This window comes from Ruegeria sp. CDSA034 (assembly GCF_059612275.1).
The window spans coordinates 602,858-624,259 of sequence record NZ_JBXWQH010000001.1; the positions used below are offsets into that span (position 1 = coordinate 602,858).

At 57.1% G+C, this 21,402-nt stretch carries 16 protein-coding genes, 1 pseudogene and 1 riboswitch; of the genes and pseudogenes, 5 read left to right on the forward strand and 12 right to left on the reverse strand.

The window, feature by feature from the left end; genetic code table 11:
* Positions 1-9 precede the first annotated feature (9 nt).
* Both gltS and AC2FLJ_RS02905 read right to left on the reverse strand, forming a co-directional pair.
* Complete coding sequence (gltS, locus tag AC2FLJ_RS02900; protein ID WP_496704393.1) at positions 10-1,224, reverse strand: sodium/glutamate symporter; 1,215 nt, start codon at positions 1,222-1,224, stop codon at positions 10-12.
* Between the two features lie 7 nt (positions 1,225-1,231).
* Positions 1,232-1,756, reverse strand: coding sequence for a DUF6446 family protein (locus AC2FLJ_RS02905; RefSeq protein WP_496704394.1), 525 nt, complete (start codon positions 1,754-1,756; stop codon positions 1,232-1,234).
* A gap of 91 nt (positions 1,757-1,847) precedes the next feature.
* Here AC2FLJ_RS02905 and AC2FLJ_RS02910 point away from each other — a divergent pair, with 91 nt between their 5' ends.
* Positions 1,848-2,480: a MarC family protein gene (locus AC2FLJ_RS02910; RefSeq protein WP_058277621.1), complete on the forward strand. Its 633-nt coding sequence runs from the start codon at positions 1,848-1,850 to the stop codon at positions 2,478-2,480.
* 8 nt (positions 2,481-2,488) lie between these two features.
* Here AC2FLJ_RS02910 and AC2FLJ_RS02915 read toward each other — a convergent pair whose 3' ends face one another.
* Complete coding sequence (locus tag AC2FLJ_RS02915; protein WP_496704395.1) at positions 2,489-3,418, reverse strand: glycine--tRNA ligase subunit alpha; 930 nt, start codon at positions 3,416-3,418, stop codon at positions 2,489-2,491.
* 205 nt (positions 3,419-3,623) lie between these two features.
* On the opposite strand from AC2FLJ_RS02915, the gene AC2FLJ_RS02920 reads away from it, so the two are divergent.
* Positions 3,624-5,357 carry a serine protease gene (locus tag AC2FLJ_RS02920; protein ID WP_496704396.1) on the forward strand — a complete coding sequence of 578 codons (1,734 nt, stop codon included), beginning with the start codon at positions 3,624-3,626 and terminating at the stop codon, positions 5,355-5,357.
* 55 nt (positions 5,358-5,412) lie between these two features.
* Here AC2FLJ_RS02920 and AC2FLJ_RS02925 read toward each other — a convergent pair whose 3' ends face one another.
* The 5 genes from AC2FLJ_RS02925 to metZ all read right to left on the reverse strand — a co-directional run bounded on the left by AC2FLJ_RS02925 (position 5,413) and on the right by metZ (position 11,925).
* Complete coding sequence (locus AC2FLJ_RS02925; protein ID WP_496704397.1) at positions 5,413-6,987, reverse strand: thiamine pyrophosphate-binding protein; 1,575 nt, start codon at positions 6,985-6,987, stop codon at positions 5,413-5,415.
* Positions 6,987-8,435 (reverse strand): TrkH family potassium uptake protein, encoded by a 1,449-nt coding sequence (locus AC2FLJ_RS02930; protein ID WP_496704398.1) that lies wholly within the window; start codon positions 8,433-8,435, stop codon positions 6,987-6,989. Before AC2FLJ_RS02930 ends, AC2FLJ_RS02925 begins: the two co-directional genes overlap by 1 nt.
* 51 nt (positions 8,436-8,486) lie before the next feature.
* Complete coding sequence (locus tag AC2FLJ_RS02935; protein WP_496704399.1) at positions 8,487-9,182, reverse strand: hypothetical protein; 696 nt, start codon at positions 9,180-9,182, stop codon at positions 8,487-8,489.
* Between the two features lie 279 nt (positions 9,183-9,461).
* Positions 9,462-10,565 (reverse strand): GTP cyclohydrolase FolE2, encoded by a 1,104-nt coding sequence (gene folE2, locus AC2FLJ_RS02940; protein WP_496695036.1) that lies wholly within the window; start codon positions 10,563-10,565, stop codon positions 9,462-9,464.
* A 169-nt stretch (positions 10,566-10,734) separates the two neighbouring features.
* The gene (metZ, locus tag AC2FLJ_RS02945) at positions 10,735-11,925 is read right to left on the reverse strand and encodes an O-succinylhomoserine sulfhydrylase (RefSeq protein WP_496704400.1); all 1,191 of its coding nucleotides are present in this window, start codon (positions 11,923-11,925) and stop codon (positions 10,735-10,737) included.
* Positions 11,926-11,990: 65 nt separating this feature from the next.
* Positions 11,991-12,068, reverse strand: a riboswitch (SAM riboswitch).
* 121 nt (positions 12,069-12,189) lie between these two features.
* On the opposite strand from metZ, the gene AC2FLJ_RS02950 reads away from it, so the two are divergent.
* Entirely contained in the window at positions 12,190-12,879 is a 690-nt protein-coding gene (locus tag AC2FLJ_RS02950; protein ID WP_282168565.1) for a glutathione S-transferase N-terminal domain-containing protein, read from the forward strand.
* Positions 12,880-13,114: 235 nt separating this feature from the next.
* On the forward strand, positions 13,115-13,762 hold the full coding sequence (gene trhA, locus AC2FLJ_RS02955) for a PAQR family membrane homeostasis protein TrhA (protein WP_496704401.1): 648 nt from the start codon (positions 13,115-13,117) through the stop codon (positions 13,760-13,762).
* Between the two features lie 309 nt (positions 13,763-14,071).
* On the opposite strand, the gene AC2FLJ_RS02960 is transcribed toward trhA, so the two are convergent.
* From AC2FLJ_RS02960 to AC2FLJ_RS02975, 4 genes and pseudogenes are all read right to left on the reverse strand, one after another.
* Complete coding sequence (locus AC2FLJ_RS02960) at positions 14,072-16,099, reverse strand: oxidoreductase (protein ID WP_496704402.1); 2,028 nt, start codon at positions 16,097-16,099, stop codon at positions 14,072-14,074.
* Positions 16,100-16,183: 84 nt separating this feature from the next.
* Positions 16,184-16,879: pseudogene (locus tag AC2FLJ_RS02965) on the reverse strand (tyrosine-type recombinase/integrase).
* A 201-nt stretch (positions 16,880-17,080) separates the two neighbouring features.
* Complete coding sequence (locus tag AC2FLJ_RS02970; protein WP_496704403.1) at positions 17,081-17,863, reverse strand: lysophospholipid acyltransferase family protein; 783 nt, start codon at positions 17,861-17,863, stop codon at positions 17,081-17,083.
* A gap of 481 nt (positions 17,864-18,344) precedes the next feature.
* Entirely contained in the window at positions 18,345-19,244 is a 900-nt protein-coding gene (locus AC2FLJ_RS02975; protein WP_496695024.1) for a LysR family transcriptional regulator, read from the reverse strand.
* A 157-nt stretch (positions 19,245-19,401) separates the two neighbouring features.
* On the opposite strand from AC2FLJ_RS02975, the gene AC2FLJ_RS02980 reads away from it, so the two are divergent.
* Complete coding sequence (locus AC2FLJ_RS02980) at positions 19,402-20,976, forward strand: arylsulfatase (protein WP_496704404.1); 1,575 nt, start codon at positions 19,402-19,404, stop codon at positions 20,974-20,976.
* The last annotated feature ends 426 nt before the right edge of the window (positions 20,977-21,402 follow it).

Genomic DNA, 21,402 nt, shown 5'->3' on the forward strand with positions numbered 1-21,402 from the left:
ATTCGGTCCTTAGAAATTAACGATCGTCTGAATGACGATGGCATTAGCGATATCCACAAAGAATGCGGATACAAGGGGCAATACGATAAAAGCAATAGGCGATGGGCCATATCGTTTGGTGACAGCGGTCATATTTGCAATAGCAGTCGGGGTGGCGCCTAGGGCAAAGCCTCCGAAGCCCGCAGCCAGAACTGCGGCCCGGTAATTGCTGCCCATGACCGGAAACAGAACCCAGATCACAAAAGCCACTGCGAACAAGGTCTGGGCTGACATGATGACCGCGATCGCCAGACCCAGTTCCGCGATGGTCCAAAGCTGCAGACTCATCAGCGACATCGCCAAAAACGCGCCCAGCGAGAATTCCGAGATCAGCGCCAGTGAGGGTGTACGTTCGATCGGTGGACGGCTGGGGAAAAACGTTGCCCGCAGATTTGCGATTACGATGCCCATGATCAGACAGGGCACAAACAGGGGCAGCTTCAGGCCAGCGGCGCTGATCACCTCCCCCAAGAAATACCCCGCGATGATCGCCAGATTGAGATACAACAAGACCCGCATGATTGTGACATGGTCGATCTTTACTGCCGTTTCGTCGGAATCGATCGGCAGGCCGACGGTGTGGTCCTCGTCCGGGCGCGCGGGGCTGAGGTTGCGCCCTTCGACCAGAAGCCGCGCTATCGGTCCACCAACCAAAGCAGCCAGAACAAGCCCAAGTGTTGCAACGGCAACGCCTAGCTCAGTCGCGCCGTCCAGGCCGGTGGCCTCGGCAACCTCGGGGGCCCAGGCAATCGCAGTTCCGTGCCCGCCGATCAGAGAAGCCGAGCCGAACAGAACCCCAGCCTGCGCCGGATACCCGAACATAGACGCCCCAATTGCCCCGATCCCGTTTTGCGCGACTATCGTCGCCAAAGTCAGGATCAAAAGTAAAAACAGAGGCTTGCCGCCTGATATCAGGTCAGAGAGTCGCGCGTTTAACCCGATGCCCGCAAAGAACACCACCAATAGAAAATCCCGTGTGGCAAGGTCAAAGGACAGCTCAAGATCGAAGGCCAGATACAATATCAGCACGACCAGTGAGGCCAGCAGGCCACCCGTGACAGGTTCGGGAATGTTAAACTGGCGTAGTGCGGCGACGCGCGCATTGATCTCGACCCCCAAAAGATACACCGCAAAGCCCAACGTAGCGGTCAGGAAATCAGGTATCTGCAGGGTCTCGGCGGTCATCATATCCTCAATTCTGTGGTCGGTCCGGGCAATCTTCGCCAATCACGGTGCCGTCATAGGCCTTTTCGCCGCAATTGTTCAGCGCGTGCCAGACATAGCCTTTGCCGCCATTTGTAACGGCAACAATTCGGTCAACGCCAAAGTGGATGTTTTTTGCGCCCAGAAAGGCTTTGGCCTCACCTGATTTCAGGGCATCTGCCACCGCCACGGCGTCAAAGCAATCGAACCATCCGGGCGCGGTCAGCGGCTCTGCATTCTCGACCGTGACATAGTTTTCCTCAATCTGCGCAAGCGTCAGATCCGTTTCGAAACAGGCACGGTAGCGGATGGGTGAGCTGTCCGCGTCAATCGCCTGAAACGCACTGTAGGATATAGGCGTGGGCGCCTCGGCCCCTTCCGTCATCAACATGACATCCTGCCCGGGCTTGGATTCCACGTCATAATAAAATCCGTAGATCTGCAGGTAATACATCCCAAAACCGGCTACTGCCGCCGAGATCAGCACTATGATCGCAAGCACTTTTCCTGTCATCGTCTTTTCCTTTTGCTCACGATGCCTCTTTCACGATCGGTAAAAATAGGACAGGTTCCAATTGATTACAGGCCGGAAAGAGACTTTTGAAATGGACAGCACCCTTGCCGTAGGATTCTTCGGAGCGCTTTTTGCGATCATGAATCCAATCACGAACCTGCCAGTATTCCTTAGCGTCACCGACGGCCTTGCCCCGGCTGAGCAACGCAAAGTGGCTACAAAGACGGCGCTCTACTGCCTGATCCTCGGCGCATCGTTTGCGGCTGTGGGAAGTCAAACGCTCAGCCTGTTCGGCATCAGCGTCGATGACCTGCGCGTCGCGGGTGGTCTGGTTGTTCTGATGATTGGCCTGAACATGCTGAACGGAAAGCCCAGCACGTCGCATCACGGAACCGAGGGGGAAAGGCAATCCTATCCTGAACCTGATACGGTTGCCTTTTATCCGCTGGCCTTTCCGATCCTTGTCGGGCCGGGCACAATTACCACGTTGATCCTGTATGCAAGCCACATCCATAAACCGGTAGATGCCATTGTTTACGCTGGCGTTTTCCTGGCCGTCCTGCTGTTGCTGTTCGTGACATTCTGGAACGCCGCAGCCATTGCCAAACGTCTGTCTGACAATGCTCGTGTTATCATGAGCCGGTTCATGGGCATGATCCTGTCGGCCATCGCAATCAGCATGATCGCGGCTGGCCTTAAGGTCTTGCTGCCCGGACTGGCCTGAGCGGCGCATTAGGCCTGAAACCCGGCGGCCTCGGTCAGCAGGAATGCGTCTGCGCATTGCTTCGCCAAGGCCCGCACGCGGCCGATATAGGCCTGGCGCTCGGTTACCGAGATCACGCCCCGTGCGTCCAGCAGGTTGAACACGTGACTGGCCTTGATGCACTGATCATATGCTGGGTGCGCCATGATGATGCGCTTGCCAGTTTTTGGGTCGTCACGCTCCTGTGCCAGAATGGCGGCGCACTCAGCCTCGGCTTCTTCGAAGTGGCGCAACAACACTTCGGTGTTGGCCACGTCAAAGTTCCAGCGGGCGTATTCTTCTTCGGTCTGCTTGAAGATGTCGCCATAGGAAAGCGGGCTTGGTGACTGCGGATCGTTGAACGGCATGTCCATCACGTGGTCGATGCCAAGCACGTACATCGCCAGGCGCTCCAAGCCATAGGTCAGCTCGCCCGAGACCGGCGCACAATCATGGCCACCGACCTGTTGGAAGTATGTGAACTGGCTGACTTCCATGCCGTCACACCAAACTTCCCAACCCAGACCCCATGCGCCAAGGGTGGGGCTTTCCCAATCATCCTCGACAAACCGGATGTCATGCAGGGTCATGTCGATGCCAATCGCCTCAAGCGAGCCCAGATACAGGTCCTGCAAATCCGGCGGACTGGGTTTGATCAGCACTTGATACTGATAATAATGCTGCAACCGGTTGGGGTTCTCACCATAGCGCCCATCCGTAGGGCGGCGCGAAGGCTGCACATAAGCTGCGGCCCAAGTTTTCGACCCAAGCGCGCGCAAGGTGGTCGCCGGGTGGAACGTACCTGCACCAACCTCCATGTCATAGGGCTGCAGAATGGCGCAGCCTTTTGAGGCCCAATAGGTCTGAAGCCGCAAGATAATCTCTTGAAAAGAACGTGGTGCGCTGGACTGGTCGGTCATGACATTCCCTTTGGACGCCACTGCGCCCGGTTCCGTTGGGTTTTGTCCTTCCTATGCAAGGGGCCGTTGGGCGTCAACGGGCGGCAAAGCCTATGCTGTCACTGCGCAGCCACACTGGAAATTCCCCGTATTCCGGGCATGGCTTTCGGTACGTTGTTTCGCGTAGGGTCCGGCAAAGATAAAACACTGCAGACACGGGCAGACAATGACTCGCATATTTACGGCAATTTTGTTTCTTTTTCTCATCGGCGCGCGCGCTGTTTTTGCACAGCAGGACGCAGGTGTCTGGGTGCAGGTCGAAGCGCAGCCCTCGCTGCGCGAAGCGCAGGAACGTGCGCGGGCCTATGCCGGTACCTTGCCGGACGTAAACGGATTTCGCTTGAACTCTGGATGGTATGCCATTGTTATCGGGCCATATTTGCGCACCGATGCGGAACAGGTTCTAAGCGTTTACCGCGCCGAGGGGCAAATCCCTGCGGACAGCTATATCGCGTTTTCTAGTGCACTGGGTCAGCAATTCTGGCCGGTCGGAGAGAACATTCTGGATCGGGGCGTCGTGACGCCACCAGTTGAACCTCAGCCGGAACAGCCGGTTGTTGGCGTAACACCGCAGGCCTCTGACGAGACACGCTCACAAGCGTTGCAAAGCGAACGTCTTCTAAGCACGCTGGAACGCATGAATTTGCAAACCGCCCTGCAGGCCGCGGGTTTTTACAATTCAACGATCGATGGCGCATTTGGCCAAGGCACGCGGCGCTCCATGGGCGACTGGCAACGGTTCAATGGCTTTGAGGCTACCGGCGTTCTGACGACTGCGCAGCGCAAGGCGTTGATTGACGACTTTAACGCCCCCCTTCTGAGCGTCGGGATGGAGCGTTACTCCGACCCGCAGGCCGGTATCGATGTGGATCTGCCGCTGGGTGTCATCGCATTCGACCGTTATGAGGCCCCGTTTGTTCACTTCAAAAGCACAACCGATCTGGACGCCAAGGCCCTGTTGATCAGTCAGAAAGGCGACAAAGCCACGCTGCGCGCCCTTTATGAGGTGCTGCAATCGCTGGAAATCGTTCCGCTCGATGGCCCACGACAACTGCGCGGCGACAGCTTTACGCTGGAAGGGCGCGGTAATGGGATCGTGACCTATAGCGAAGCACGGCTGGACGATGGCCAGATCAAAGGCTTTGCACTGGTTTGGCCCGAGGGTGACGATGCCCGGCGCGCCAGAGTGCTAGCCGCAATGAAGACCGGCTTTACCGCAACTGGCACGGTGCTGGACGCCGCAGCGGGTGCCAAGGCCGAGCAGCGGATTGATCTGGTGTCCGGACTGCAGGTACGCACACCGCGCCTGTCCCGTTCGGGCTTTTTCGCTGATACAAGCGGCACGGTTCTGACCGTATTTGAGGCAGCGGACAGCTGCACACGCATCACGCTTGATGACGATCAGGAGTTCCAAGTCGCCTTGTCAGATGCAGATCTGGGCGTGGCGGTTCTGCGCCCCAGCCGCAATCTGGTTCCGGTCAACGTGGCAGAATTCAGCGCCGATGCGCCGCGTATTCAATCTGAGATCGCGGTGTCGGGCTTCTCGTATGAAGGCGCCTTGGGCGCACCGACACTCACCTTTGGTCAGATCGCTGATGTGCGCGGCCTGAACGGAGAAAACGGCGTGAAACGTCTGGCATTGGCGGCCCAGCCCGGCGATGCGGGCGGACCGGTATTTAACGGCAATGGCCAGGTTGTCGGCATGCTGCTGCCGACCCCGACCGAAGGACGCACCCTGCCCGCGTCCGTCAGCCTTGCTGCAACGGCCAACAGTCTGAACGAAGTTCTGGCCAAGGCGGGTGTGTCCGGTCAATCGGGTCAGCCGACGGCGCAAATCTCGCCCAATGAACTCAGCCGCCGAGCCACCGGAATGACCGTGTTGGTTCATTGCTGGGATTAAGAACAATACCAAAACGAAAAAAGCGCCGCTCTTTCGGGCGGCGCTTTTTTGTTGGCTAGAGGATATCCGGCGTGATGCGTATCAGCGTCGGAACAGGTGCGGAAAAGGCTAACCGAACCGCCTCTTGCATCTCGGGCAAACTGGAGGGCGCAGAGGACAACGCGCCAAAGGCCTCGGCGAGTTTGCAGAAATCCGGGTTCCGCGCGACAACCGCATTCGGGGCGATCTGACCTCGGACCATGCTGTCCTCGATCTCTTTGAGCTTTCCGTTGTCCCAAAGAATAATCGGCAGAGACAGGCCCAGTTCAACTGCTGCCCCAAGCTCTTGCATCGTATAGTGAAAACCGTAGTCCCCGGCGATCACCGCTGTAGGCTTACCTCGGCGCGCCACAGCCCCGCCAATTCCGGCCGGCAGCGCATAGCCAAGCGTGCCGAATCCGGTCGGATGGTGCCAGTGATAGGGATAGCCCATATCCCAAACCTCTTTGGCGACATAAGCGAACTGGGTCATGTCAGAATAGATCATGGTGTCGCCGGGCATCGCCGCGCGAAGGGCATCCAGGACCGGGACGATACCTGGTCGTTCCGCATCCACTTCGGCCCGCCAACGGCGGCGCGTGTCGGCTACTTCTTCCGCTGTCCACCCCGTTGCAGGTTTGACATGATCAATGGCAGCCCAAAGTGCATGGGCAAAGCTTTCCCCATCAGCCTGCAGCTTGACGGCTGCGCGATGGTGGTCGGACAGAACCTTCGGGTCCAGATCTATACGCACCAGATTGGCCGTGTGGCCCAATGTGTTTCGCCACAGGTCGACCTCGCCCAATTCCGCGCCCACGACGACCACAAGGTCGGCGGAAGCGACAACATCGGCGCTGCCCGGTCGTGGCAACATGGCTCCGTAGTCCAACGCATAGCCCAACCCCGCCATTCCGCGCCCGGCATACGTGGTAAAACAGGCCGCTCCCAACTGCGTCAGGATTTGCCGCCACAGATTCGACCGCGCGCCCCCACCCAGAATAAACAACGGGCGCCGTGCGATGTTCAGCATGGACAATACCGGAGCCAAGTCCGGCGGCAGAACTTTTGAGCGCAAACCAGGTTGGTTGGGAAACGGTGCGGGATCTGCATCGGCCTCAAGCTGTGCAATCGGCACTTGGATGTGTTTTGGGCGTGGACGATTTAGTTCGAACTCCTCAAAAGCACGCTCGACCAGATTGTAGGCTGCCTGCGCCGTATTGGCCTGATGCGACCAGTCCGTCACGGTTTCAGCCGCAGCACGCTGGTCTTTCATCTGGTGCAATTGCCCGTACACCCCTTGCGTTTCATCAAGGCACGAGGACATCACCAGCATCGGGACCGAGTCCGTATAGGCCTGCCCCATCGGCGTCATGATATTGCACAACCCCGGTCCGGTGATGACATATGCAACACCCGGCTTGCCGGTCGCACGGGCATAGCCGTCGGCCATGAACCCCGCCCCCTGCTCGTGCCGGGCCAGCACATGGGTGATTCCGGCCTCTTCGATCCCGCGATACATTTCCTGATTGTGCACGCCGGGAATACCAAAGATCACATCCACTCCGCGATCCCGCAGCATATGCGAAATCTGCGCACCAAGGGGTCTTTTCATCAATTCCTCCAGAACTGGACAGTGAAGAGTGCATAAACGGCCAAAAGCTCAAGCCGCCCTACCAGCATTCCGATTGAAAGCAGCCATTTCGCGGTGTCGCTGAGCCCTGCAAAGTTGCCGGCCGGTCCGATTTGATCCCCCAGCCCCGGCCCTACATTGGCCAGCGCTGTGGCTGCCCCAGAGACGGCAGTTATGAAATCCAATCCCGTCAGTGCCAGCGCCCAGGCCAGCACGCCCAACGAGAGCACAAAAAACATAAAAAAGCTCATAACCGAGGTCAGGACGTCCGGACCAATCGAACGGCCATCATATTGCGGCTTGAAAACACCATGAGGTGAGCGGATGCGGCGGATCTGGGTCTTGATCGAAGCAAACAGTAATTGATACCGGAAGATCTTGATGGAACAGGCGGTTGAACCCGCGCAGCCGCCAATCAGACCGATCAGGAAGAACATCATGATCGGGAAACTGCCCCAGCCCATGTAATCGACGCTGGCATATCCGGTACCCGAAATGATCGAGGTGATGTTGAACAGGGATTCTCGAACAGCCTGTTCCCAATGATGCGGGAAAACGGAGGTCAGAAAGACCGCCATAATGACCACCAGCACCAGAATGGTCGCCAGAAAGGTCCGTATCTGGCTGTCGCGGAAAATGGACGTCGTATTGCCATTGGCGAACTGGACGTAGCGCACGAAAGGCAGTGCAGCGAGGATCATGAAGACCGCGGCCGCATATTCTGCCGGGCCAGAAAACGTGCCAAAGGACGCGTCATAATTTGAAAACCCGCCCGTTGAGATCGTCGTCAGGGCGTGCACCACGGCATCAAAAAAGCCCATCCCCAGACCTGCATAGACCAGCGCGCAAACAATCGTCAGAAAGACGTAGATCAGGGAAATCTGGCCCGCGATCTCTTGCGCACGCGGTAGAATTTTCCCCATGGTTTCAAATCCTTCCGAGCGGAAGATTTGCATCCCCCCGACGCGAAGTTCGGGCAGGAACACCATGGCCACGACGATGATGCCGATGCCGCCCAACCATTGCAGCAGCCCGCGCCACAGCAACAACCCCTGCGGCAGGTTATCGAGGCCGGAAATCACGGTCGAGCCTGTCGTCGTCAGGCCCGACATCGCCTCGAAATAGGCATCTACAAAGCGCAGTTCAGTCTCGCCGAACAGAAACGGGATGGCGCCAAAAAATGGCAGTGCGACCCAGACCCCTGTGGTCAGCAAAAAGGTCTGACGGATCGTCAGACCTTCGCCCACCCCGTTCGAGCAGCTCATCGCCAGAATGACGCCGGTCAGAATCGTGATGACGCCGCTTTCCAGAAAAACGTGCCATTCGCCCCGGCCTTCGATGAAGTCCGCAAGCATAGGCAGCAGCATGGTCGCCCCAAGAATGGCGACCAATAGGCCAATCACATATCCAACCGGGCGCATATCCGTCATGAGGCGCAGCGTTGGCGCGCCTGCACGACTGTGTCAAGCCGGTGTCGGGTTTTACCCGTCCGTTTTGCGGGCCGTTGTTGGCATCGCGGGCGGATTAGACGGGGCGCGCGGGCGACGTGCCGGAGTTGCCTGTGCCCCCTCGAGCTTTGTGGCAACGGCTTTTGCAGGCGCAGGCTGCGCCGCGACCGGCTTGGGTGCGGCCGGTTTGGCCGGGGTCTTCGGCACAGTGGTGTTTGCTGCCACAGGTTTCGGCTTGGCAACCGCTGCCGGTTTTGGCGCAGGTGTTTTTCTAGCAACGGCAGGCTTTGGTTTGGCTGCCGCTGCGGGTTTGGCCGCTGGCTGCCCTTTGGCGACGGCAGGCTTGGCGGCAGGCTTTTCTGCAACTTCGGTCGATTTGGCTGCAACCAGAGTGGGTTTGGTTACAGCAGCCACCGTTTTGGGCGCGGTCGGCTTGGGTGATTCGACCTTAGGTTTTGCGGCGGCTTTCTTGCGGGCTACAGGCTTGGGCTTGGCCACCACCGCAGGTTTTGCCTTGGCAACCGATTTGGCCTTCGGCGCGGGTTTTGCCGAGGGTGCAGCCGGGGCCGGAGCAGCAGCCGACGCGTGCAAGGCACTAACCGACACAAACGGCAGCTCCATCGCCGAACGGGTCAAAATCTGCATAATTTTCATTTGGTTGCTAACCGCATAGCCGGCCATTCGGATGGCCGCAGCCTGAAATTCCAGCGGTTGGGAAATTGGATTCATACTTTAGTTCTCCTCTGAAAGCGATGCAGCCTACAAAAGAGTGAATTGAGCTGCCCGTCCCGATTTTTCGGGCGGATCAAGCAGTCACGAAGTCCTGAGCGTCGCACGTCTCAGCTTCCTTTCAGAGTGGCAGACGCACGAACAGAAATTCGCCTGCCACGGCTGCATTCCACAGCAGTGTTACTTGAATGACCGTGCAAATGCAGCATGAATTGCCGCGCTGCGGCGGAAAACCGCTCTTGGTCTAAAAATGATACTTTATTGATCCACCCTGCCCCGTCACCCGACGTGGAACAGGGTGGTGAACAGCCGCGGGTCCAGGCTGGGTGACACAAAGGTCGGACCTTCGGTCAGAACCGACACCGCATCGTGGCTGTGCAGGCTTTCCTGGTGGCTTGCGACCACGCGGAAATCGCCGATATGGTGATCGGCCAGCAATTCGGCACAGAACAAACGGGCAGCGTCTTCGACAAAGATCGGATTGGCCGCGTTAAGCTCGGCAAATGCCTGTTCATCCTCGCGTTTGACCATCACCTGCGTTTCTGTCGGAACGGCACGGCGGCACATGGCAATCAGATCCTCGAACCAAAGGCAATCCGCGTCGCAATCGACCACTACAGAAATCCGCGCCACTGAGCGTTGCGAATGCGGTGTGGCCAGCTGTCCACGTGTTGCGCGTGCGTGCTCACTGAGTTCCAGCGAACAGGGACATGTTGAGGAATATACGTAGTCCAGATGCATGATCTTCTGGCGCACTCCGCCCTGTTCAACCAGCTCAAGTGCTATGTCGTAATACTGGTACCCTTCCAATCCGGACCGCAGGCTTTGCACACGGTCGGGATAAGAAAAGCGCATCTGGATACGGGCGTCAAAGCTATCCAGATCGGTCATATAATCATCCAGCGCGGCCTCCATGACCTCAAAGCTGAACGTACGCTCGGCGTGTTTGTAGAACGAACGCATGATCCGGGACATGTTGATGCCTTTCTTTTCGGCATCCAGGCTAACAGTCCCGGTCACCGAGGTCTCTAGCGTCAGGTCATCGCCGCGCTTTCGATGAAACCGGATCGGTAGGCGGAAGTTCGAGATACCAACATGCTGGATTTGTTGCTTTGCGCCCCGGATCAAGCTGGACGGGCCATTCTGCAGGTCCGGCAAGGTCGCACGATACGCGCTGTCGACCGTGAACCCATCAGGGTATTCGCGCGACAGGGACGGATAATTCACGGGCACCAGACCAGGCACAAGGCGCGCAATCGCCGGGTCGAGCTGGCTGATCTCGGCCTCGGTTGCGGACTCGGCCCATTTGCGCAGCGTCTTCAGAGCGGCTGCGGCTTCGTCATTGTCGGGCGTGTCCTCAATGTCGCGGGGGTGCACGTTCATCGATCGGGTTCCTCGGTTGGTCGCCGGACCATATACGTGTTCGGCTTGCTTTCCAGTGTATCTTTATACGCTGAAAAACACAGCCCGGATCGAAATTCGGCGAAAATCGCATGACTTACGTCTTTTTCATCTAGTTTCGACCCGGTTGTCAGTAAACCGCTGCCGTTAGTTAACGTTGCGACACATCCAGCGCGTGTTTGATGTCTGCAAGCAGATCGCCCGCGTCCTCCAACCCGACGGAAAAGCGGATCAGGCCGGGCGTGATGCCCAATTCGTCTTTCTGATCGTCGCTCAGACGCTGGTGCGTAGTCGTTGCGGGGTGTGTCGCGATTGATTTGGCATCGCCCAGATTGTTCGAAATGACAGGGATCGTCAGCGCGTTCAGGAATGCAAACGCTGCGTCCTTGCCGCCCTTGATGTCCAGCGACAGAACTGTTCCGCCTTTGCCACCCAGCTGGGCTTGGACCAATGCGTTTTGCGCATGGGTTCTCAGACCCGGATAAAGCGTCCGTTCCAGCGCCAGATGCCCCTCAAGCGCTTCTGCAATGGTCTGTGCCGTCTCGGCCTGAGCGTTCACGCGCAGTGCCATCGTTTCCAGACCTTTCAGCATGACCCAGGCGTTAAACGGGCTCAGCGCTCCACCGGTATGTTTCAGATAGGGCTCAACCGTACCCCGGATGAAATCCTTGGTACCAATGATGACACCGCCCAAAGCACGCCCCTGCCCGTCGATATGTTTGGTCGCGGAATAGACCACGACATCCGCCCCCTGTTCGATCGCGCGCGAGAAGACGGGCGTGGAAAAGACGTTATCCACGATGACAAGCGCGCCAACCGCATGGGCCAGTTTGGCAACCGCCTCGATATCAATGACCTCAAGCGTCGGGTTTGACATGGATTCGAAGAAAACCGCCTTGGTCTCAGGGCGGATCGCCGCTTTCCAAGCGTCCAGATCGGTGCCGTCAACAAAAGTGACGTCCACACCATAACGGGAAAGGATGTTTTCGAGGATATAAAGACAGGACCCGAACAATGCCTTGGCCGACACCACATGGTCGCCAGCCTGCAACATCGAGGTCAGCGCCGCGTTCACCGCAGCCATGCCGGATGCTGTGGCAAACGCGTCCTCGCCACCTTCCAGCGCCGCGATGCGCTGTTCGAACATCGAAACGGTCGGGTTGCCATAGCGGGCATAAATGAACTCATCCGGGCCGGATTCGATGAACCGCGCCTCGGCTTGTTCGGCTGTCTCATAGACAAAGCCCTGTGTCAGAAAAATTGCTTCGCTGACTTCGTTGTATTGGCTGCGACGGATGCCGCCATGGACGGCTTGGGTGCGTTTGTTCCAGCTCTCGCTCATCTCATTCCTCTCGACCCTTGTCTGGCAAGGGCATCAAAAAAACCCCAGACGCGGTCAAGCGAAAGGGGCCTTTCATCCTGACCTTTTAGCGGTGTTGTTTAGCGTGGCCCGCAATCCGGTAACAAATCGCCACGTAGCTTCTGCGATGCAAATACGCCGCGTGTACATGGCCGTCAAGCCCGGTTGCCCTGTGTCACGCTTTCGTAACCGCCTCTTGCCGATTGCGCAGAATACCGCATGATCGCTTCAACCTGAGGAGGCACCATGATCGATCTGTATTTCTGGCCCACGCCGAATGGCTGGAAGGCGTCCATCGCTTTGGAAGAGATGGACCTTCCCTACACCACTCACCTGATCAATATCGGCAAGGGTGATCAGTTCGACCCCGAGTTCCTGAAAATTGCGCCCAACAACCGGATGCCTGCCATCGTTGACCCGGACGGCCCGGATGGCGCACCTATCTCGGTGTTCGAAAGCGGCGCGATCCTGATGTATCTCGCCCGCAAGACCGGGCGCTTTTATGGCAAAACCGAACGTGACCGGATCGCCGTCGAGGAATGGCTGATGTGGCAAATGGGCGGCGTCGGCCCAATGGCCGGTCAGGCGCATCACTTCCTGAAATACGCGCCAAACCTCGAGCCACCGCAGGACCTGCCCTATGCCAAGGACCGCTACCGCGCCGAAGTCGGGCGGCTGTACGGAGTATTGGACCGGCGGTTGGCCGAAAACGAATATGTCGCGGGCGATTTCTATTCCATCGCGGATATGTCGATCTGGGGCTGGGCAAGCCTGTGGGAAGGGCAACAACAGGTGTTGGAGGACAAACCGCACTTTGCCCGGTGGCTTGAGACAGTAAGTGCCCGTCCGGGCGTTCAATCCGGGCGCGCGTTACACGCCGAGCTGCGCGGCGATCACAGGGACAAGCAGGCGCAGGGAGTGTTGTTTAAGCGTTAAGGCACGTTGTTCCAATGTCCTCTATGAGCCCAGCGCCGACCTTGACCGATGCTTTTTACTTGGCTCGTGCAGCACTCGCGAACAACACAAACTGGACGTTGGACATATTGAAGAACAAAGGCGAGATAGCGGACGGGGCAGTCATCTGTCGTAGAGCCGAGAACTGACGCGCCGGAAGCATAGACACTCCACGCGTCTGGATGTAGCGCGAGACAAACCTTTGCCCGGAACCAAAATGACGGAAACGACATATCCTAGCCCTATCCGATCGCACCGCCATGCCGACATTGCCGTCCATGCGTTCGGGCTGGTAGCGATCCTGACGGCCGGGGGAGTACTTCTTTCAAAATCAATCCTCGGCCTCGAACCTAAACTGGTTCTCGCGGTCGTGGTTTACGTTCTTTGTGCGCTGTCATCCAACTTAGCATCCGTCGCCTATCACTTTTCCACGTGGCACCACGGGCGCAAGCTGATGCGGCGCATTGATCACGCAGCGATCTACCCCAGCATCTCGGGCACCTTCACACCGTTTTTCGTCTTGGCAGGCACGACATGGACGATGGCCTTGCTGTGGATTTGTTGGGGGCTGACAGCCGTGGCCATCTGGAACAAGATCACGAACGAAGCGGTCAAGTCACGATGGTCAACTGCATCCTACCTTGGACTGGGCGCAATTGGGTTGAGCGCCCTTCCAGACCTCACGAAAGTACCCATCACAACATTGTGGTGCATTTTGGCTGGGTCCTCAGCCTACGTCATTGGAACGGTGTTTTACGCCCAAAAAACTGTGCCTTATCGGTATGCTGTTTGGCACACATGGGTGAATATTGGCGGAGCGCTGATGTTTGCGGGCATATGGATCGCCCTATCCACTCAATGGTAGATTTTGTAGAGGCAGGGACTAACAGTTTCGCAACCGGTATGTTGGATAATGCCGCGGAATAATAGGTCTGCTTTGGGCTTATAGGACCTGTTATGTCTCACCGCAGAGAACGGCTGCGTTGAGCCCTTAAGGAGCGATGCAAAGTCCGCTATGCGGATGAATCCGCCCTTCGATCTTCTGGCACTTAGGTCAACTATTTGCTCTTCGCAGCCGCTGAAAAAAACACCACCAGCCGAGAGCGGAAATTCGCTGCGTTCCGTCTGAACGTCCGCTTTCGCAGCAACTGATGAAAGATACTCCGAGCGCAGTTCAGGCTAAACAGCAAATACGCAAAGCGTCTAGAATCGCGGCGTGCATATTGCGGCCTGCGATCGCGTCACCAATTCGAGCCAGATAGAACTGGCCATCCGGCTCTTCGTCCCTGAACGGGAATGAGCCATTGATCAGCGCCTTGTGATCGACCTGCCCAAGGTTTCGCGAACCTGGCTTTAGATCGTGATAGAGCGCGTCCATCGGGATTAGACCATGCTCGACAACCACGTGGTCGACAAGACGCTTGGTGATATCACCGGTCAAGATATTGCGCAGGCTGGCGCACACCCGGTTTCCCTCTTGGCTTAGAGCACCGAGTTCGTGGAGGCAGGTAAAGGTCACCCCGTTTGCTGCCAGATCGCGCAAAGCAACGGCGGAGGTTGTTGGGCCAAGGTCATGCATAAGCGCACGGTCGGGGGTCACAAGTTCGACGCTGTGGCCGGCCCTTGCCAACGTGTCGGCCGTGACTGCCGCGGGATGGTCTCCGACCTCGTCGAACAACAGAACTTCGCCCGAGACACGTGCTTCTCCGGACAGAACTTCCCAGCTGGAGAGCGCCAGATCGCCGCCCGGAATGGATAATGGCTCGGGCCATCCGCCGGTAGCAACTATGACCAACTCCGGGAGTTCTCTTAGCACGTCACTGGCCTCGACATAGGTATTCATGCGGAGATCAACATCGAGGGCGGTCACCTCGGAAATCAACCAATCGGCAACACCCCACACCTGCCTACGTGTCCCCCCCTTGGCTGCCAAAACAAGCTGCCCGCCCAGTCGATCTGATGCCTCGAACAAAACCACATCGTGACCGCGCAAGGCACTGACCCGCGCCGCCTCCAGCCCACCAGGCCCGCCACCGACGACAACCACCTTCTTTCGGGTGCGGCTGGCAGGAATAACATGGGGTAAAGTTTGCTCCCGCCCGGTGGCGGCATTGTGTCCGCACACGGCAGGCTTGCCCTGATTGACGCGGTCTACGCAATACCCGAGGCCAACACAGGTGCGGATACGTTTCTCTTCCCCGCGTGCCAGTTTTGCGACCAAATAAGGATCAGCCATTTGGGCGCGCGTCATGCCGACAAGATCGACATGACCGCCGGTAACCGCGTGTCGGGCCGTTGCAATGTCCGCGATGCCGCCTGCATGCAGGATCGGCAAGTTGACGGCTTCGCGGATGCGCCCGGCCACAGTAATATGCGGGGCAGCTGGCAGACCCATCGGGCGCACCCATTCAGCAAGACCAAGGTCATCGTAGGGCGCCCCGACCAGGATGTTGAGCAGGTCGACATGGCCACTGTCTTCCAGCATCCGGGCGGCGGCAACACAATCCTCGGCGCTAAGCCCGCCCTCTATCAACTCATCGCCGGTGATACGCATGGACAGTATGAACTTTGGACCAACCTCTGCGCGCACCGCATCCAAAACCTGCAGGGTCAGGCGCATGCGGTTTTTCAACGTTCCACCAAAGGCATCGTCGCGTTGGTTGGTAAGCGGAGAAAGAAACTGGCCCAGCAAATGCGAATGGGACAGAAGCTCGATTCCGTCGAACCCGCCCTGCTGACAACGTCGCGCCGCAGCGGCAAAATCGCAGACCACTCGTTCAATGTCCTCTTGTTCCATTGCTTTGGGAAAGGCACGGTGCGCGCGCTCGCGCACGCCGGATGGTGCCAAAACCGGCAGCCAATGACCGTCATCCCAAGCGGTTCGACGCCCCATATGGGTGATCTGGCACATGACCGCGGCCCCGTGCGTGTGAACGCCATCCGTAAGCTTCCGGAACCACGGAATGATACTGTCATTGCCAGCATAGAGCTGGCCAAAAACCGAAGGGCTGTCGGGGGCAATATTGGTTGACCCGCCGATCATGGTCAGGGCTACACCCCCCTTAGCCTTCTCTTCGTGATACAGCCTGTATCGGTCTCGAGGGTGACCGTCTTCGACATAGTTGGGTGCATGAGATGTACTGACGATGCGGTTGCGCAGCGTCAGGTGCTTGAGCTGAAATGGATCAAGTAGTTTCGCCATGATCAACTCCCTTCGGTAACCACACATAGCCCCGGGTCGGGCCCGTTTGCCGCCTTCTGTGACTGACGACGTTTGCTGTCAAAGTTATGCTACTTGGGAAGTACGGGGAGAGAGTTCACTAATTCCGACACTGATCCACAAAATGACGACCAGACTAAGAAATGCAATTGCAGTAACTTCTTCGGACAAGGGAGACCGGACTGTACCGTTCATCTTGGTATGGCCTAGCAAGAGCTGGACCGCTTTGAGGTTGCCGGTTTTCTCCTAGATTTGGGTGACTTTCTTGCGCCTCATTGAATGGGTTCCGTTTGCGCTTGCTTCCAGGCCGATCGATGTAAACTTACCTCGAACAATCCGCGCATTTTTGACGCGTCGAGATGTGTAATCTTTCGTGGAATCCGCCAGGCCAAAGGTATTCTGAATCGACCATGAGTTCATCTTCCATCCATTTCTGGACAGAGGCACGGGTGCCCTCGGCATCTCAAAGCGCACAGGTTTCTGCGTCTTGCTTTGCAGTACGAAAGTGCGTGCCTTGATCTGCCCCGATGACATAACATCGACCATCTTCACCAGATCACAGCCGCGAAGCTTGCTGTCGATTGCCATGTTGAAGAGTGCAAAATCGCGATTGTTGCCGACAAGCTCGAGGCGAATTCGGATTGCCCAGACGTGTTTTGGTTTGAGCGGGTGCTTTTGACTAACGATACGGCCTTCGTTCCAGGCTGGGTGAAGTGCCCGAATGACAGGTAAGATTGGTGTTCCCGTGACTGATCCTCCGATCCGCCATGCCCAGCCACAACGACAACCCGAATTTGACGCGGTCCAATATCACAGGATGCCGCGATTGCTCCGAGGTCCTCTCAGAGCCCGTTTTTCCAAATGCTGCAATGCGTCAGGGTGACTAGGATGGGCGCAAAGCTGACAATGAGCAGTATCGTTCCAATCATTCGTCTGGCGCTGCGCAAAATGAGCCTTCAAGAACTACCGACCTACCCAATCATCAAAAACTGCCATCATGTCGCTTCTCAGGCGTGCGACATCCTCGTCCACTGATGCGGAAAGATCGCATTCGAATGAGGGCAAGACCTCGACGCGGATCGTTCCGCTTTTGGGTAAGTGTTTGCCGCGGGGCAGCAGGCGGTCCGAGGCGTGGATGACGATGGGCCGTATTGTACGGCCAGTAGCGCGCGCAGCCATCACCGCACCCGCCTTAAACGCACCAAGACTTTCGGACTTAGTGCGCGTGCCCTCAGGGAAAAGCACGACTGAGCAGCGCGCGGGCATTGCGTGCACGGCTGCCGTGAGTGTTTCGAGCGCCACCGTGCCGCTTTTGCGGTCAATCTCCACCAGGCCCGCGCCTTTAAACCCTCGGCGCAGGAGGGCTGCGTCGCACAGTTCCTTTTTGGCAGCGAAGGTGATCCACTTGGCGTCGGGCACCACGTCCATCAGAACAAAGCCATCTAGGTGGCTGCGGTGATTGATCACGATGATGCTGCCGGTGTCGACGGCCAGCGTGGCCCTGTCGGCCTCTGTAATGTTTGTCCGGATACTCAACAGCCATAAGAGTCGCGAACATGCGCGTTTGACTTGCCGCCAGTACCAACCGCGAAAGCCTCGCCGTTTACCGCAAAGCAGGGGAACAAAGGCGATGAAGAAGAAATAGAAGGGACCCATCAGGAACAACACGGCGCGCTTTATGGCGCGCAGGCCTGCCTGGTCTGTGGCCGCTGGAGCGGCCCGTAAGTTCGGAGGTTGGAGTGACATGGGTCCCCGTTGCGCATGCTGTCTGCCGGGGGAAGTTCACTAGGACCCTTCGCTTGGCTTTCGCTGCCTGCCCTTTGAGCGCGTGGCCCGACAAGCACCCTGCGCCCCACCTCTATGGGGCAATGGGCGGGTCCAATCAATAGAAAGTCAGATATTGGCGATTGGCTTCAATGGCTGGTTTGAGATCAATGTGTTCATTCGATTTTATGCTGTGAGCGCAGGCCGCATCAAATATTCTGCAACTGTGTAGTTCCTGGTCCCGCCATGCGGCGGAGAAGTCAGCCGTTCGGTCGGCCTGCAGCGATTGTAGGACTGCGAATTCGCGCAGTACGCAGCATTGCCGCCATTGGCCATTTTCAATCAAAAGCCGCTCTGCGGTGTAATGCGAAACTTTGGCAAGCTAGCTGAGCTCGCGAAAACGTCTTAGTCGAACCACGATACGTCCCAGTTGGGCGTCTTTTATTGTTCTTCACATCACTGGTCACGCCCGGTGTTTGGCCAGTTCACTCCAACACAGTTCAAGAGCAGCCGACGTGTTTTGGGACTTGCGCGCCGCGCAGATGTTCCATGAAAGGCTCTGCTTCATCGAAACAGGTTTGACTTTCTTTGTGCTGATCAGTTCTGAAAAAGTGTCTGGCATCCCTCCTACGATATAGTCTGGCTCTGCCAATAATCCGGTCAGAAAGTTGTAGTCGTCGCATTCAATATTCGGCTGGGCATTGACCTTATTGACCGCTTCGGTGTTGCCGCCAAGTGACTTTATCAGGGTCGCTCTCCAGTGTTTATGAAGATGCGGTGATGCAAAGGGAAAGTCGAAAACACCTGCCATTGTTTGTGGGCCGCGTTGGTGAATTTCATGATCGGGGTGCGCAACAAACTGAATTTGCCGTTTTTCCATCACCATGATTTCGACATTGTCGGCATCCGGTGTGTAGGTCAGATCGCCCAGAAACACATCGAACTGCCCCGCTTGCAACAAGTCGAGCGGACGCGCGTAGGCGCTCACCAGTATTCTGAATCGAAGGTCGGGCATTACCTGCCGCACAGATCGCAGGACGGGCACGATCAGAGATCTTGTGGTCAGAGGCCCGCAACCGATCAGAAAAGTGCCAGGTCCGGCGTCACGCAAACTGGCGACACGCGTCGCATAGCGATCCAGGTCTTGCCGCAGAGCCTTAGCGATAGGCAAAAACTCCTGCCCCGCCCGCGTCAGCGTACTGCTGTTGCGCCTTCGATGAAACAGCACGAGCCCTGCATGGTCCTCGGCTTGCCCGATATAGCGGGAAAACGACGCGTTGGAGACACCCATCACGCGGGCCGCGTGTTGGAAGCTGCCAGTTTCAGCCAAAGTGAGAAAGGCGGTTAATGCGTTTTCATTCATCGTACGGTCAATATCATCTCAGTTATCGGTTTTTAACTTTCATAATGTGAAATCCTAGTAAAGCTTTGTTGCAGCATTAAAGTTTCGACCGTTATCCCTGATGAACCTTCCGATATTCCCATCATCGGTATCGCCTTCCACTTCCGCAGAGGTCAAAATGTTCAACCTTCGATCCATTGCGTTTTCGGCAACGGTGGCCACAGTTTCGGTCTGTGCTACACCTGTTTTGGCCGAAACCGACCAACCCAATATCCTTGTCATCATGGCCGACGATGTGGGGTGGGCCAGTCTTGGCAGCTATCATCAGGGGGTTAAAAGCATCAAAACCCCCAATCTCGATCAACTGGCAGCGGATGGCATGCGCCTGACGGATTATTATGCTCAGCCAAGCTGCACGGCGGGGCGTTCGGCCTTTATCACCGGGCAGTTGCCGGTTCGTACCGGGATGCATACCGTCGGCCTACCCGGAGACCCCGAAAAGGGTCTGAGTGATGACGATCCCACCTTGGCCAACATGCTGAAATCCTTGGGTTACACGACCGGCCAATTCGGTAAGAACCATTTGGGCGATATGAACAAGTTTCTGCCAACAGTGAAAGGCTTTGATGAATATTGGGGTTGGCTCTATCACTTGAACGCGATGGAATACACGTCTGACCCGGACTGGCCCAAAGATCAGAAATTCAACGACACTTTTGGTCCTCGGAATATCATCCACGCCTATGCGACAGATACGGTTGATGAAACGGTAGACCCGCGCTGGGGTCTGGTCGGCAAGCAACGCATCATCGACGATGGCCCCGCTCCGCCTGAACGGCAAAAGACGCTGGATGACGAAGTGACGGCCCATACACTGGGCTTCATCAACCGCGCGGTTGAAAGCAACACTCCGTTCTTTGTTTGGATGGCACCAGCGCGTGCGCATGTCTGGACACACCTGAGCCCTGAATACGAAGCCATGCTCGGCGATGGGCGCGGGCTGCAAGATGTGGTGATGAAGGAACTTGACGACAACGTAGGAAAAGTCATGGCTCGGCTGGAAGAACTGGGCGTTTCCGACAATACGATTGTTGTATTCACGTCCGACAACGGCCCCGAAACCATGACTTGGCCCGACGGGGGAACAACGCCGTTCCACGGTGAAAAGGGCACGACCTGGGAAGGCGGTTTCCGCGTGCCTGCCATTATTCGCTGGCCCGGGAAAGTTCCCGCCGGAACCGTGAGTAATGGCATCTTTGCCGGGCTCGACTGGATGCCAACCCTGGTCGCGGCTGCAGGTGGACCGGATGACTTGCCGGAAGCTTTGTTAGAGGGTCACGAAGGCTATCAGGTGCATCTTGATGGTTACAATCAGTTGTCGTTCTTGACCGGCGCGAGCGACAGCAGCCGCGAAGAAATCGTCTACTACGAGGGGCCGGACCTGCAGGCCGTACGTCACGGTGACTGGAAAGCGCATTTCACAATTCAAACCGAAGGGTGGGCTGGCCCCAAAGAGGAACTGAATGCTCCGCTTCTATTCAATCTGCGGCGTGATCCTTATGAAAAGGCGGCCGAGGAGTCGGGGATGTATACCCGGTGGATGGGCAACAAAATGTGGGCCTTCGGTCCTGCAGCTAAGATCGTTCAGAACCACCTGTCTACGTTCAAGGACTATCCTCCGCGGGGATCGGACATAACCAATCAAACTCACGTGGAAGAACAAATCTCGACCGAAGGCGGGATGTCACAGTAAAAAAACAATAGTCGGGAGGCATCCAATGGTGCCTCCCGATCTTCGCAATCGAGTACGGGAAAATATCTGCGCACGTGGATCCGCTTTGATACCTTGCCCGGCCACTCGCGTATGCCGCAGCATCAAAAAGTCTGGGCTCGATGCTGATGTGGGAGCAATCGCGGCATCATTTCGACTGCCCCACCTGGATCAGGTTTGGAACGGTTCTTACGGCGCGCGCTCACTCCGCCGTTAGCCAATCCGGAACGGTTCTTTTTCGTCTGTGCGGCATCGGGCCGTTTTGACCCCTTTTTCTTTAGACTGCAGTGCGCACGAAAGGCAAAAGTCCCCAGATTACTGTTATTCGTGACCGGATGGGAAATCCAAACCAAACTTGACGAACGACCCAAACTCGCCAGGTCGCAATAAGCAAATTCGCTTCACCAC